Source organism: Halomonas sp. ISL-56 (genome assembly GCF_018612805.1).
Taxonomy (GTDB): domain Bacteria; phylum Pseudomonadota; class Gammaproteobacteria; order Pseudomonadales; family Halomonadaceae; genus Vreelandella.
Window position 1 is genome coordinate 108,054 of record NZ_JAGGRO010000020.1, and the last position, 14,453, is coordinate 122,506.

Consider the following 14,453-nt stretch of genomic DNA (forward strand, 5'->3'; position numbering starts at 1 on the left):
CTCTCCATTAACAGTTAGCCGTCTTAAGCGATTGATGGGCAAGCCGAAGGCCAGCGAGTACCGCGGCGTCACCATCCATATGCTGCGCCTGATGGCCGATTGTATTGAGCGCCAGTGTATAGCGTTGGCTTAGGGTTTGGTTGCCAATCAGCATGATCGGCTTATCGGTGGGACATTCACGGCAGGCGCCGGCAAGTTCAAGGCCAATGGCAAGTCCTGAGAGCCTGACCGCCAGTACGGCGCCACGCGTGTCGCCAGTAGGTAGTCGACCATCGAGTAAATCCTGGGCGCGTAGGCCGAACAAGCGACTACTAAAGGTTTCGGGCGCCGCGTAGATCTCGCTAACGGCCGCAATAAACGTTTCACGGCAAACGGGGTCTTGAAGTTTGTCGCTGCCGATTGAGTGGCGCAAAACTGATTTGTTGGCCAATAGCTGGTAGAGCTCGCCGGTTAAGTAGGTCGAAAACCCACTCACCGCGCCCGCTTTAAGAGTGGCCCATTTGGCGTGGGTGCCGGGCAGGCAGGCGAGACCCGTAAAGTCAGGTGAGTCAGCGACGAGGCCTGCTAACTGTGTCTCCTCGCCACGCATTACATCAAAGTGGGTCGCCGTGCTGCGGGTTTGGCTTAAACCGGGCAGTAGATAAACACGTAGCTGGTCGTCTGAAAGCGTTGGTGTGACTGCGCCTTGGCTAAGTTGGTCAAGCCGGGTAGGCACCGGCAAATAGGCGGCTTCCAGCCAGCCTTGGCGCGCCCCCGCCATACCGCACACCAACACATCAGTCTGGCCGGTGGTGGGCAGCCAGTCGCCCACTAGCCGCAGCAGTTCGGCTTCATACTCATCGGCTTTGAGCGACAGCATACCCTTGTCGCTAGTGGCTTGGGTAATCACCTGGTCATGCTCATTCAGACCCCAGGCGCGCAGGTTGCTGGAGCCCCAGTCCACGGCAATCCACGCCAGCTGTTGCTCTAACGTTGCAGTCGTCGTGCTCATTGGGTAAGCCTCATCGTTGATTGCATGGCTTACCACTCCGCAATAGAGCCGTCTTCGTGGTTCCACACCGGGTTGCGCCAGCGGTGGCCCACTTTGGCGCGCTCTTCAACGAACGCTTCGTTAATTTCAACGCCAAGCCCGGGGCCTTGGGGAATGGCGCAGAAGCCGTCTTCAATGGCCAGGGCTGACTTGTCGACCAGGTAGTCGAGTACATCGTTACCTTGGTTGTAGTGAATACCCATGCTCTGCTCTTGAATAAAGGCGTTATGGCTGACGGCGTCCAGCTGTAGCGAAGCGGCCAGGGTTAACGGGCCGAGCGGGCAGTGGGGAGCCAGGGCGACATCGTAGGCGGAAGCCAGAGCCGCGATCTTGAGGCCTTCGCTAATGCCGCCGCAGTGGGAAATATCCGGTTGGATAATATCGATCATGCCGTCGGCCAGCAGATCGCGGAACTGAAAGCGAGTGTGCAGCCGCTCGCCGGTGGCCAGCGGGTAGCCGAGGCCTCCAGCAATGTCTTTCAGGCAGGGCAGGTGCTCGGGAGCAACCGGCTCTTCCACAAACATGGGGTGGAAGGGCTCCAGCTCGCGCAGCAGCGCTTTGGCCATGGGGCGGTGCACACGGCCATGAAAGTCGATGCCAATGCCCACATCAGGGCCCACCGCATCGCGGGCTTCCGCCACGCGAGCGACTGCTTCATCGACCTTGCGGTGAGAATCGACGATTTGCATCTCGGGGGTGCCGTTCATTTTGAAGGCCGTAAAGCCTTTTTCGACCAATGCTTTGGCACCTGCGCCCACATCGCTGGGGCGGTCGCCGCCGGTCCAGGCGTACATGCGCATTTTATCGCGTACGGCGCCGCCAAGCAGTTGGTGAACGGGCACACCCAGGTCGCGACCTTTAAGATCCCACAGCGCCTGGTCAATCCCTGCGATCGCGCTCATCAAAATCGGCCCACCGCGATAAAATCCGGCGCGGTACATCGTGTTCCATAGGTGCTCGATGCGGTGTGGATCCTGGCCAATCAGGTAGTCGGAGAGCTCATGCACGGCGGCCTCAACGGTCGCCGCACGGCCTTCAATCACGGGTTCTCCCCAACCGTAGCAGCCTTCGTCGGTTTCGATCTTGAGAAACAGCCAGCGTGGGGGAACTTGCCAGGTCTTGAGTTTGGTAATTTTCATGTTCGATTATCCTTCTGAATAGAAGTATTGATTGAATTTTTAACTGACGATGCCAAGGTCGATAGCCGTGCGGCGCAGTACTTCTCTCGCGGCGGTTTCTGCGGCGTTGGCATTGCGGCTACGGATAGCGTCAAGTACCTGACGGTGCCGTGTAAGGCTGTCGTCCAAGGTGTCCGTGCGATCTTGCGAGCGGTGTATCAGCGCCATAATGGAGGGGCGCAGCAGATGCCCCATTTGCCGCCAGACTAAATTGTGGCTGGCCCGGTAAGTGGCATCGTGAAACGCGACGTCGTACTCGGCATGCTCGGCACGGGCTTCCACGCTGCTGGCCGTTTTTTCCATGCCTGTAAAGGCGCTCTCAAGGCGTTCAATGTCTTCAGCCTGGGCCTCCTGTGCCGCCAAGCCTGCCACCACGGGTTCGGCTGAGTAGCGGAACGCGTAAATAGCCCTGACCAGTTGCGGGTCAAGATTGACTAGGCCGGTCATCCATTCGCTCATCAGCGGGTCTAGCAGGTGCCAGTCGCCGATCTCGCGCACCAGTGTGCCGCGCCCTGCGGTGCGCTCTAAGAGCCCTGCCGCGGTGAGGCTGGTCAATGCATTGCGTACCTGATTACGGCTAACGTTAAAATGAGCACCAATATCCAGCTCGCGGGGGAAAACATCCCCTGGTTGCCAATGGCCTGCCAGTAGTGCCTGGGCGAGTAAACGCGCTAATTGTTCAGCGCCACCTTGATGGGGCGGTAGAGCGTCCAGCGTCATCGGTTGTCTCTTATTATGTGTTCGATGAGAGCTAGTCTAGTAAATGTCTGACATTTAGACAAGGCAGGCTGTGGTCGCCTTTAGGCTAACGATGGCGCTTAATCCGAGCAATAAAAGCCCACATCTGTTGGCAACAGATGTAGGCAAATCGTGGTTAGTAAATCGTGGTTAGTAAGTCGTGGCTGAAACGTTATCCCTTAACGGCACCTGCGGTCATACCTGTAACGATATAGCGGTTGGCGAGCAGCGCAAAGATAATCACAGGCAGCACAATCAAGCTGGCATAAGCGGCAATCACCCCGTACTGGGCACCGGCTTCAACGCCGCCCATAAAGCGAGTAATCCCCACCGTGAGTGGCTGGGCGTCGCTGCCTGCAAGGAACAGCGCAAACAGGTACTCGTTCCAGGACATGATAAAAATCAGAATCGCCAGTGCGTTTAGGCCTGGACGAACGACAGGCAGTGAAATGCTCCAGAAAAGCTTCCAGGGGCCGCAGCCATCAACGATGGCAGCTTCTTCCATCTCTTTGGGCACGTTTTCAAAAAAGCCCACCATCATCCATACGGCGAAGGGTATATGAATCGCCAAATGGGCAAACAGCAGCCCGGTGCGTGAGCCAGATAACCCTAAGTCGACAAAGATCAGAAACAGCGGCAGCGCCAGCACCACGTGAGGAAGGAAGCGCATGGCCAGTATCGCAAACGATAGCGCCCCGCGTATTTTAGGGCGTAGTTTGTTAAGCCCGTATGCCATAGGCACGCACACTGCGACGGAAATAATCACCGATGCCACGGCAATAATCACGCTGTTACGGAAATAGAACCAAAAATCGCCAGCGTTAAAGGCAACGCTAAAGTTGTTAAGGGTAAAGTCTCTTAACGTTAGTAGCGCTAGCGGAGAGCGAAACATGGCGGTTTCGTTAAAGGCCGCCGCGAGCAGAATAACCGGTGGCAGCAGTGAAATAATCAGCCAGATGGTTAAGCCGAAATACTGACCAGCGAGTTTTGCGTTGGCTTTGTTACGATCATTCATGCGCTGGCCTCCTTATTTACCTTGTAGACTTTAATATACAGCCAGGCCACGACCGCCATAATCATAAACATGGTAAAGGCGATGGTGTTGGCCATGCCCATATCTTGATTGGCGATGCCGCGGTTATAAGCCAAGATACTCATCACGGTTGTCGAGCGCCCTGGGCCACCGCCGGTCATGGTGTAGACCATGTCAAATTCGCGGAATGCACTGGTCATGATGATGATGGAGACAAACAGAATGTGTGCCCGGATCATGGGTAGTACCACGTACCATAGGGTCTGGAATGCACCGGCACCGTCGACCTTAGCGGCTTCATACATATCGTCGGGAATTGTGGTAAGCGCTGCGTAAAGCACCAATATCGCCATGGGAGTTAAGTGCCAGGCATTGGTGAGCGCGGTGGCAAACAGGGCAGTTGAGCTATCGGTTAGCCAGTAGGGGCCGGTAATGCCGAAAAAGCCTAACAGTTGATTAATCACCCCAAAGTCCGGTTCCCACATAAATAGCCGCCAGGTGATCCCGACAATTACCGGGGTCATTACAAAGGGCAGCAGAAATAACGCCATCCAACCGGCTTTAAAGCGAATGCGCTTGCCGCTTAATAAAAAGGCAACCAGTAAACCGACGATTAAGCAACCGAGAGTATTGGCGAGGGTAAAGAGTAGCGTCACCTTGACGGAGTTAATAAAGAGGGGATCTGTCCAGGCGCGCGTGTAGTTTTCCAGCCCGACAAACCATTGGTTACTGAAATCATAAAGAAATACGTCGTGTAAACTGAAGCGTGCGGCGATGCCAAGGGGAAACGCCACAATCAGCAACATAACGATTAAGCCGGGCAATACAAAATACCAGCCCCGGGTATAGCGATTAAGGAGATTGTTTTGCATAGCGCAAACCTCGTTAAAGCATCAATTCAAAAGCAGTGGCGGCTTAGCCGGGTGTAGGCCAAGCCGCCACCGCCAAAGAGGTTAGGGTACGAGGTCGCCTAGCGTTCGAGGTAGCCTGCGCGCTGGAAGGTACGGGTCATATTGTCTACCCAGCGATCCTGCGCTTGCTCTGGGGTTAGGTCGCCGCTGAGTACTTCGGTGGCGAAGTCAACGGTGCCCTGCCACATAACGGTGCCGTATTCAGGAATGCCCTGACGAACAAATACGTGTTCAAGGGTCTGCTCGTAGGCGGGCAAGAAGTCAGCATAATGAGGCTCTAGGCTGCGCAGTTCTTCGCTGTTGAAGTGGGCTACGCGTGAAAATTGCTTGGTGCGTTTGCCCCACTCGATTTCGTTATCCTGCAGCATCCATTTCAGAAATTTAAACGCTTCTTCGGAATTCTCAGTATCCATAACGAAGACCCCGCCGCCGCCTAAGAAGGGCACGCCTTGGGGGTAATCCTGCAGGTTGCCTTCAAAGGCGGGGAGCGGCTGATAGCCCACGTTACCGGCGGCTTCACCTTGAGGATCTTCAACCGTGGAAAGCCCCTGGGGCCACATAGTGGCCATGGCTAAACGGCCATCGCGGAAGTAGCTTAGCCCTTCAAGAAAATCCCAGTTCCGGGCAGCGCGAGGCGCCACGTCATTGGCAAGATCGACAAACAGGTTGGCGGCCTCGACTAAGATGGGGTGATCAAGGTCGGGTTGATAGTTTTCGTCCCAGCCTTCAAGGCCCGTGGAGTAGAGCATGACGATAAAACTACGTGCCACGCCGCTGCCCGCACCTAAGGCGTCGGTCCAGCCGTATAGATCCTCTTCGAGAGTTTCACCGGCCACCGTTTCACCCGCTTCACGCGTGAAAAATTCCCCCACTTCGTAAAGCTCTTGCCAGGTGCGCGGGACTTCAAGCTCGCGCCCGTACTCTTCCTCGAAAGCTGCCTGCTCGTCCGGGTGTGAGAAGAAATCTTCGCGGACAATTAACATCGGCGCTGCGGGGGTGGTGGGCAGGGCGATAATTTCACCAGGGCGAGCGCTGCTCTCCATATGCGATTCGCGAATTCGCTCAGGGTAAGCGTCGATATCAAAATCATATTTTTCGATGTAAGGCGTTAAGTCGACCACATGGTCTTTGAAACTGCCAAACCAGCCGGGGCTGTGGTAGCCCATGTCCCAACGCCCGGTGCCGCCAATGGCTTCGATCGACATACGGTCACGTAACTGATCGGGTGGCAGTATTTCACCAACCACTTTAACGCCGGTTTGGCGCTCATATTCGGGGGCGAAGTAGTTCACTACGGCATCGGCTTCTTCACCCGGGTGAAGCGCCCAGCGGATGGTAACGTCTTCCGCCATTGCTGTAGCGCTGGCCGTGGCTATGGCCAGGCCTAATCCGGTGGCGGTGAGCATGCGTGTTGTTGTCATGTGTCAATCTCCTAAAGCTCTTTATTGTTATGCCCTTTCTCTCGAAAGTAAGCATCGCCGCTACAAGGGTGAATCGCTAGAACCAATTGTGATTATTGGTGAGGAATTTTTTTCCAGACACTTTATTGATTCGAATTCCAATCTAATCGACGTCCAACATAAAGGATTTGCAGAATCGTGTCACCTAGCGTAATTAATAACTACAGGCTGAGCCGAGAATAAGTAACGCTAGTATTTTTTGATCGGCAACACTATAGCTGTAGATGAATATAAAAATCATTAAAAACATGTAGTTATGTTTTTTATGGGGCTAAGAGTTGAGGCGATAATGATCCTTTTAAACGTTGAGTGTTTAAGTTTAAATAGATAATTATTTGGACTAATGTCTAATGCTAAACATTGGATGCCGATACTTTTAGCCGCTTTACTGCTCTTATTAGACCAAAGAAGGATATAACAACGATGGCTAACATTACGCTGGAAAATGTACAAAAACGCTTCGGGGAAGAGCGAGTGATCCACGGTGTGGATATCGAAATTAACGATGGTGAATTTGTCATTCTGGTGGGGCCTTCCGGCTGCGGTAAGTCCACGTTGCTGCGCATGATTGCCGGACTTGAGTCGATCAGCGACGGTAATGTGAAGATTGGCGGGACGGTGGTGAACGATATGTCACCCAAAGCGCGCGACATCGCCATGGTGTTTCAGAGCTACGCGCTTTATCCGCACATGACGGTCGCTGACAATATGGGCTTCTCACTCAAGCTCTCCAAAGTGTCGAAAAGTGAGATAAATGACAAGGTGAATGCTGCCGCTGAGATTCTCAATTTAGAGCCCCTGCTAAAACGTTTTCCCCGTGAACTTTCCGGTGGCCAGCGCCAGCGGGTGGCGATGGGTCGAGCGATTGTGCGCGACCCGCAGGTGTTCCTGTTTGATGAACCGCTCTCCAATCTGGATGCCAAACTGCGTGTTTCCATGCGCACAGAAATTAAAGAGCTACATCAGCGGCTTAAAACCACTACCGTGTATGTTACCCACGACCAAATTGAAGCCATGACCATGGCTGACCGAATTGTTGTTTTACACCAAGGCTACGTTCAACAAATGGGCACGCCGCTGGAGCTTTACGACCATCCCGCCAATTTATTCGTGGCCAGTTTTATCGGCTCGCCGGGCATGAACTTGATTCATGGCCAAGTGGGCGACGATGGGCAGTTCCAGGTGCGGGGCGGTGGCCAATTGCCGTTGGGGGATATTGATATCTCCAACTCGGCGGGCGACGCGGTCTACGGTATTCGCCCTGAGGATATGACGCTGGCAGATCAAGGCGTTCCGGTAGAGGTGATCACGGTGGAGCCCACCGGCGCTGAGATTCATGTAGTCGCTAAGTTAGGCGATCAACATATCACCATTGTGTTTCGTGAACGCCATCAGGTTAAGCCCGGCGATACCATCCACCTGGCCATCAACGTGAATAAAAACCATCTGTTTGATGCGGCGAGTGGCGAACGCATTGCCTGGCACGCCTCCTCCCGGGCAGCCTAACCACAAGGCGGAAGGCTCCAATGAGTACGCAGACGTATTTAGGCTTGGATATTGGCACTTCAGCGGTAAAAGGCGTGCTGGTCGATACCCATCAGCTGTGTTTGGCCACTGCAAGTTCGGCTTACAGCGTTACCCACCCCCGCGCTGGCTGGGCGGAACAAGACCCTGAGCTGTGGTGGCAAGCCGTTGAGGAGGTGGTCGCGCAATTAATGCAGCAGGCTGGCGCTGCCATGGCCAAAGTAGCCGGGATAGGTCTATCCGGCCAAATGCATGGGCTGGTGGTTCAGAACCAACACGGTGAGGTTATTCGCCCGGCTATTTTGTGGAATGACAGCCGAGCCAGCCAGCAGTGTCAGCAACTTAAAGAGCTCCTACCTTCCCTGGCAACGATAACCAGTGTTGAGCCCATGCCGGCCTTTTGGGCTGCCAAACTGTTGTGGTTAAAAGCCCACGAGCCGGAAACGCTAGCCAATGCCCACCACTTCCTTTTGCCAAAGGATTACGTGCGTTGGCGGATGAGTGGGGAGCGTATCACCGATATGTGTGATGCGGCGGGCACCCAACTGCTTGATCAAGCCAGACGAGCGTGGAGCCCAGAAATATTGGCAGTGTGTGGGGTCGCAGAGCGCCAGTTGCCGCACTTGGCGGAGGGCAGTACCGCTTTGGCCATTCTCAAACCGAATATCGCGGCACGCTGGGATATTGAAAACCAGGTTCCGATTGCCGCCGGCGCGGGAGATGTAGCAGCAGGGGCGATAGGGTTGGGAGCCATTAACGAAGGGGATGCCTTCTTTACCCTGGGAACGTCGAGTCAGTTGTTTATCGCCACCTCTGGCTATCGCCCTGCGCCTGAGCATGCGTTACACGCCTTTGCACATGCGCTTCCGGAACGATGGTTTCAAATGGCGGCCATGCTCAATGGGGCAAGCGTTCTGGCCTGGGCAGCGAAGTTGATGGGAGTCTCAATTGACGAGGCGCTGACTGCCGCTAAGGAGCAACAGGGGAGTGCGTCGTCGCTACTGTTTTTGCCGTATTTAAACGGCGAGCGAACCCCGCATAACAACCCTGATGCCCGCGGTGTGCTGTTTGGCTTACACCCTTCCAGTGGCGTCGGCGAAGTGACTCAGGCGGTGTTGGAAGGGGTGGGCTTTTCGTTGCGGGAAGCGCGGGATGTCATTGAGCAGGCCGGTACGCCGATCACGCGGTTAACCGTGATTGGCGGGGGCAGCCGAAGTGATTATTGGCTGCAGCTGCTGGCGGATATTTTAGAGCGGCCTATTGCGCGCTGCGAAGACAGTGAGTCGGGCCCTGCCTTTGGCGCCGCGCGTCTAGCGCGCTTGGCGTTCACCCAGGAAAATCCCGAGGTGGTCTGTCAGACGCCGCGAATTGAAAAGGTGTTTCAGCCGAAACTGGGAAATCACCGGCATAGCCATAATTTCGAGTGTTACAAGCGGCTATACCGTGCTCTAGCACCTGAATTTGCCATAGCATCCAAACTTGATAATTAACCAGCCGCTAGCCAACGCCACCCGAATTAGGTGGCGTTTTAGATTAAGGGCTTTCAACAAGCCTTGGTCGCTTGATCTGATATATCAACCTGCACGCAACGCTTCAATATCCGCGTGAGTGGGGAGTGAGGCGTAAGCGCCTGGGCGGGTAACCGCATGGGCGCCGCAGCGGCAGGCGGTATCTACTGCCCGATGAAGAAAATCGGCATCGCTCTGCCAGTTTTCATTGATGCCGTGGGCTGAAAGTTCGGCCAGTAGCCCGCCAATAAAAGCGTCGCCGCCAGCGGTGGTATCGACTGCCTCCACTTTAGGTGGCGCAATGCGCTGGTCGATGCCGACGCCTTTGAGCAGGACGTCGTTGGGTCCATCGGTAATCAAGATAACTTTAACCCCAGCTGCCAGCCGTTCTGAAAGCCATGACTCTGCGGGGTGATCGGCGCGCAAATAGTCGAGCTCTTCCTGGGAGAGCTTGAGCAGCTCGGCGCCGTCCAGCAGCTGTGTGACTAAGCTGGCATCCGCTTCACCGCCGGGCCACAGGTTATGGCGTAAGTTGGCGTCTACGCTGACCAGGCAGCCTGCGCGCTTGGCCATGGTGGCCATCGCCAGGGTGACGTCGGCGATCTCAGGGTCAGTCAGGCTGTTACTGCACAAGTGCAGAATGGCCGGGTTCTCGAAGACACCATGGGGTAGATGCTCAAGGCGATAGAGCAGATCAGCGGCGGGTGGGCGATAAAAATCAAAGGTGCGTTCGCCAACGTCATCCCGGGAAACGAACGCCAGCGCCGTGCGTGACTGTTTTGTGAGCATAACGCCGCTGGTGTCGACGCCATGACTTTTAAGTTCACGCAGCAAAAAATGCCCAAAGGTATCGTCACCCACCATACCTAGAAACTGGCTAGGTACGCCCAAGCGGGCGCAGGCGACTGCCACGTTAGCGGGAGCGCCACCGGCGTAGGGCGTAAAGGTTTCCTGAGTATCAGTCGCGGCTCCCAAACGACTGGAGAGCATATCGACCAGCGCTTCCCCAAAGGCAATAACGGGTGTCATTTGTGGCTCCTTATTGTGATTAATGTATTTGTTTTAAAACAGGCAGTTTTGCACCGGGCTGTTTTTTACCTGACAGTGTTGCACTGGACAACTTTATGCCACGCAGTGGCCGCGTGCGGCTTCAAGCAGTTCGTACCACGCTTCCCGTGGGAGCGTTGCGGGGCCATTAAGCATATCGCTAATTCGCTCAGCTTTAACGCTGCCAATCACCGGGACTGGCGAGTTGGGCAGGCTGCGCAGCCATGCCAGCGCTAAAGCGCTGGGAGCGCACTCAAGCTTGGTTGCCCACTTATCCAAACAGTCGCTAACGGCGCCTTGCATTAATTGCCCGCTTGCCAGAGGTGACCACGCCATGGGAGCGTGGCCGTCGGCACATAGATCGTCAAAGCTACCGTCAAATAGCGGGGCTGTGTGAGCAATCGAGAGCTCAATCTGGTTGGCGGATAAGCGATGATGCATGGTGCCTTGCAAGCGCCGCCACTGGCTGGGCAGGTGGTTGGAAATGCCTGCAGCGCCAATTTTGCCTGCTTCAATGGCATCGTCCAGTGCGCGACCAGTGGCGTCAGCGTTCATGAGCAGATCGGGGCGGTGGATCAGGAAATGATCGAGGCGTTCGACGTTTAAACGCCCAAGCGATGCGTCGATGGCACTATTGAGATAAGCAGGGCTAGCGTTGTAGTGCTTTACCTTACCCGACCCGGGGGCTGGGTTATCGTTAGCGATGCTCGCTTTAGTGACGATATGAACCCGCCGAGCCAGGCCAGGGCGGGCTTTTAGCGCGGCGCCAAACAGCGTTTCACCCTGGTTGCCGCCGTAGATATCGGCATGGTCAAACCAGTTTAGGCCCTGTTCCAGGCGTGCTTCGATCCAATCGGCCAACTGTTTAGGGTCATGCATGTCAGACGCTTCGTGCAAACGCATCATGCCGAGTACAAACGGCACATCAAAGGTGTCGGCGGGCATGGCAGGTTCCCTGTTGATTTTATTAGAAATGCTGTTAGAAAACTTCTTCGTTATGCAGCGCTTCGGCGGCGCCTAGCAGCCCCGTCCAGGGCGCGGACACCACCCATACGGGAATATCGGCATTATAGGCGCCCATACGGCCTTTATTGACAAAAGCATCGCGCAGTTCGCTTTTTGGCAGCCACTCCAGCAAGCGTGGAAGAATACCGCCGCATAGATAAACCCCACCCCTGGCGCCCATGGTCAGCGTGGCATCGCCGCACACATCGCCGAGGATTTTTAGAAAGCGCAGTAGGGCAGCAGTGGCCAGGCTATCGCCCTCGTTGGCCGCTGTGGTCACATCTGCCGGGCTGGTAAGGCGAGGTTCAATTCCCTCAAGGCTGCAGTGCGCTTGGTAAAGCTCCAGTAAACCCTGGCCGCATAGGATGCGCTCTACGCTCACCCGTTTGTGACGCTGGAGAAATACCTCCAACAGCGCCCGCTCGGTGCTATCTGTGGGCGCGAAAGTGACGTGGCCGCCTTCGGTGGGCAGCGGAATCCAGGCGTGCTGCCCAGGAAATACCCCGGCAACGCCCAACCCGGTGCCAGGGCCGATCACCAAGCGCGTCGAGTGGGCTTGGGTCTGACCTGGCTGGATTTCCACTAAATCACTTTCAGCCACATGAGGTACGCCCAATGCCTGTGCGGTGAAGTCGTTGATGACTTTAAAAAGGGACAGATTCAGCGTCTGTCGAACGTCACTCTTTAAAAAGTCCCAGTGGTTGTTGGTCATTTTGACCCGCTCGTTATGTACGGGGCAGGCAAAAGCTAAGCACGCCTCTTGAGGCGCGTTGTCACCGGTGGCGCCCACGCGACTCAAGTAATCTTTAACGGCTTCTACAACGCCAGGGTAGTCGGCGCAGGGTAAGTTCAAAATATCACGCGGGGTTATTTCACCTGGCGACACCAACGCCAGACGTGCGTTGGTGCCGCCGATATCGCCGATTAAAGCCGGTCTCATCAGGCATCCTCTTGTGAGATTTGCCCCTGCTGGCGGGCGAGATCATCGGCTTCAAAACCACCAAATACGCCAGCGCCTTCTTCACCGCGCATGGCCAGGTGGCGAAAGCCTGAAAACAGCTCACGGCCCAGGCCGACGTGGTAGTGATCTAGGTTGCCAATTGCCAGTTCACGTTCTGCCCAGGTGGAAGGGGCAACTTTGGCCTCGAGCGTGCCGGCGTTGGCATCCAGACGCACGATGTCGCCATCGCGGAGTTTGGCCAGCGGGCCGCCGTCCAGGGCCTCCGGGCTCATGTGAATGGAGGCAGGCACCTTGCCCGACGCGCCCGACATGCGGCCGTCAGTCACTAGCGCTACTTTATAACCACGATCTTGTAACACGCCCAGGAACGGCGTCAGTTTGTGCAGTTCTGGCATGCCGTTGGCTTTGGGGCCTTGGAAACGGACGACCACGATCACGTCACGATCCAAATCGCCGGACTCGAAGGCCGCTTTCATTTCGTTCTGGTCTTCGAAAATCTTCACCGGTGCTTCGACAATGCGATGCTCCTCGGCCACCGCGGAGACTTTGATCACACCACGGCCCAGGTTGCCTTTCATAACGGTTAAGCCACCCGTCGGCGCAAAAGGCGTGGCGACGGGGCGCAGCACGTTCTCATCAAGGCTGTTTTCGGGGCCTTCGTGCCAGACGACTTTGCCATCTTCCAGGAAGGGCTCCTGGGTGTAGGCGGTCAGATCGGTGCCAAACACGGTGGGGATATCGCCGTGAATCAGGCCCGCGCCCAGCAGTTCGCGGAACAGGTAGCTCATGCCGCCAGCGGCCTGGAAGTGGTTAATATCCGCTTGGCCGTTGGGGTAGACCTGCATCAGGCTGGGAGTGACCGCGGAAAGCGCGGTGAAGTCGTCCCAGTTCAGGGTGATGCCCGCGGCGGCGGCCATGGCTATCAGGTGGAGCGTATGGTTGGTCGAACCGCCTGAAGCGAGAAGCCCAACGACGGCATTGACGATGGCGCGCTCGTCAATCTGCTTGTAGAACGGACGGTAGTTGCCACCCGGCTCGGTGTTACGAATCGCCTGCTCTGTCGCGTAGCGAGTCAATGCTTCGCGCATCTCGGTGCCAGGGTTGACGAAGGAGGTGCCCGGCAGGTGCAAGCCCATTACTTCCATCATTAACTGGTTGGAATTGGCGGTGCCGTAGAAGGTGCAGGTACCAGGGCTGTGATAAGACTCGGATTCCGCTTCTAGCAGCGCATCGCGGCCTACTTTGCCCTCGGCGTACAGTTGACGAACGCGGGCTTTTTCCTTGTTGGGCAGGCCGCTGGGCATGGGGCCTGCGGGGACGAACATCGCGGGCAGGTGGCCAAAGCGCGCGGCGCTAATAAACAACCCGGGGATAATCTTATCGCACACGCCCAGGTAGAGTGCAGCGTCGAACATGTTGTGGGAAAGTCCCACGGCGGCGGCCATGGCAATCACATCCCGTGAGAATAGCGACAACTCCATGCCCGGCTGGCCCTGGGTCACGCCATCGCACATGGCCGGTACACCACCGGCAAACTGGGCCGTTGACCCCATCGCGTTGGCAGCGGCTTTGATAGTGGCCGGGAAAGTTTCGAACGGCTGGTGGGCCGAGAGCATATCGTTGTAGGCCGAAATGATCCCCAGGTTGGCACTGTTCATCAGCTTGAGGGAATCTTTGTCCTGCGGGTTGCAGGCAGCAAAGCCGTGGGCCAGATTACCGCAGCTTAACTCAGCACGGTGCACACCGCGTTTATGCTGGTCAGCCATGCGCTGTTCGTAGAGGGCGCGACGCTCTGCAGAACGCTCACGAATACGCTGGGTAACCTCAGCAACGGTAGGGTTTAAAGTGGCGGGTGTTGAGCTCGGCATAGGAACCTCTGCATGATAGAGACGGTGAGTAAATATTGTAGTTATTTTACATTTTTTAGCGTCGATTTAAGAGACTTTACGGTAATAAAAACCACATTTGTAGTTTTATTACCCGAATGTAGGGTGCCGGTCGCCTCACGTAAAGCACGCGATGGTATACATGGAACCCAAAGAGGGTGGAATGATGGCC

At 55.9% G+C, this 14,453-nt stretch carries 12 protein-coding genes; 2 read left to right on the plus strand and 10 right to left on the minus strand.

Annotated features, from left to right (window positions below; genetic code table 11):
- Window positions 1–7: 7 nt before the first annotated feature.
- The 6 genes from J7J49_RS17575 to J7J49_RS17600 all read right to left on the minus strand — a co-directional run bounded on the left by J7J49_RS17575 (window position 8) and on the right by J7J49_RS17600 (window position 6,311).
- The gene (locus tag J7J49_RS17575; protein ID WP_215094459.1) at window positions 8–991 is read right to left on the minus strand and encodes a 2-dehydro-3-deoxygalactonokinase; all 984 of its coding nucleotides are present in this window, start codon (window positions 989–991) and stop codon (window positions 8–10) included.
- A gap of 29 nt (window positions 992–1,020) precedes the next feature.
- Window positions 1,021–2,169: a galactonate dehydratase gene (dgoD, locus tag J7J49_RS17580; RefSeq protein ID WP_215094461.1), complete on the minus strand. Its 1,149-nt coding sequence runs from the start codon at window positions 2,167–2,169 to the stop codon at window positions 1,021–1,023.
- Between the two features lie 39 nt (window positions 2,170–2,208).
- A complete protein-coding gene (locus J7J49_RS17585; protein ID WP_215094463.1) occupies window positions 2,209–2,928 on the minus strand; it encodes a FadR/GntR family transcriptional regulator in 720 nt (239 codons plus the stop codon).
- A gap of 190 nt (window positions 2,929–3,118) precedes the next feature.
- Entirely contained in the window at window positions 3,119–3,961 is an 843-nt protein-coding gene (locus J7J49_RS17590) for a carbohydrate ABC transporter permease (protein WP_215094465.1), read from the minus strand.
- Window positions 3,958–4,851 carry a carbohydrate ABC transporter permease gene (locus J7J49_RS17595; protein ID WP_064233306.1) on the minus strand — a complete coding sequence of 298 codons (894 nt, stop codon included), beginning with the start codon at window positions 4,849–4,851 and terminating at the stop codon, window positions 3,958–3,960. Before J7J49_RS17595 ends, J7J49_RS17590 begins: the two co-directional genes overlap by 4 nt.
- 98 nt (window positions 4,852–4,949) lie before the next feature.
- On the minus strand, window positions 4,950–6,311 hold the full coding sequence (locus J7J49_RS17600) for an ABC transporter substrate-binding protein (RefSeq protein WP_215094467.1): 1,362 nt from the start codon (window positions 6,309–6,311) through the stop codon (window positions 4,950–4,952).
- Between the two features lie 462 nt (window positions 6,312–6,773).
- On the opposite strand from J7J49_RS17600, the gene J7J49_RS17605 reads away from it, so the two are divergent.
- Window positions 6,774–7,856 carry an ABC transporter ATP-binding protein gene (locus J7J49_RS17605; protein WP_215094469.1) on the plus strand — a complete coding sequence of 361 codons (1,083 nt, stop codon included), beginning with the start codon at window positions 6,774–6,776 and terminating at the stop codon, window positions 7,854–7,856.
- A gap of 20 nt (window positions 7,857–7,876) precedes the next feature.
- Window positions 7,877–9,364 (plus strand): xylulokinase, encoded by a 1,488-nt coding sequence (xylB, locus tag J7J49_RS17610; RefSeq protein WP_215094471.1) that lies wholly within the window; start codon window positions 7,877–7,879, stop codon window positions 9,362–9,364.
- Window positions 9,365–9,448: 84 nt separating this feature from the next.
- Here the strand turns inward: xylB and J7J49_RS17615 are convergent, their stop codons facing one another.
- The 4 genes from J7J49_RS17615 to edd form a co-directional block, all read right to left on the minus strand.
- Complete coding sequence (locus J7J49_RS17615; protein ID WP_064233309.1) at window positions 9,449–10,411, minus strand: carbohydrate kinase family protein; 963 nt, start codon at window positions 10,409–10,411, stop codon at window positions 9,449–9,451.
- A gap of 93 nt (window positions 10,412–10,504) precedes the next feature.
- Window positions 10,505–11,374: an aldo/keto reductase gene (locus J7J49_RS17620; RefSeq protein ID WP_215094473.1), complete on the minus strand. Its 870-nt coding sequence runs from the start codon at window positions 11,372–11,374 to the stop codon at window positions 10,505–10,507.
- Window positions 11,375–11,408: 34 nt separating this feature from the next.
- Window positions 11,409–12,374 carry a glucokinase gene (glk, locus tag J7J49_RS17625; RefSeq protein ID WP_215094475.1) on the minus strand — a complete coding sequence of 322 codons (966 nt, stop codon included), beginning with the start codon at window positions 12,372–12,374 and terminating at the stop codon, window positions 11,409–11,411.
- Complete coding sequence (gene edd / locus J7J49_RS17630; protein WP_215094477.1) at window positions 12,374–14,263, minus strand: phosphogluconate dehydratase; 1,890 nt, start codon at window positions 14,261–14,263, stop codon at window positions 12,374–12,376. The genes glk and edd overlap by 1 nt, the downstream gene beginning before the upstream one ends.
- Between the last annotated feature and the right edge of the window lie 190 nt (window positions 14,264–14,453).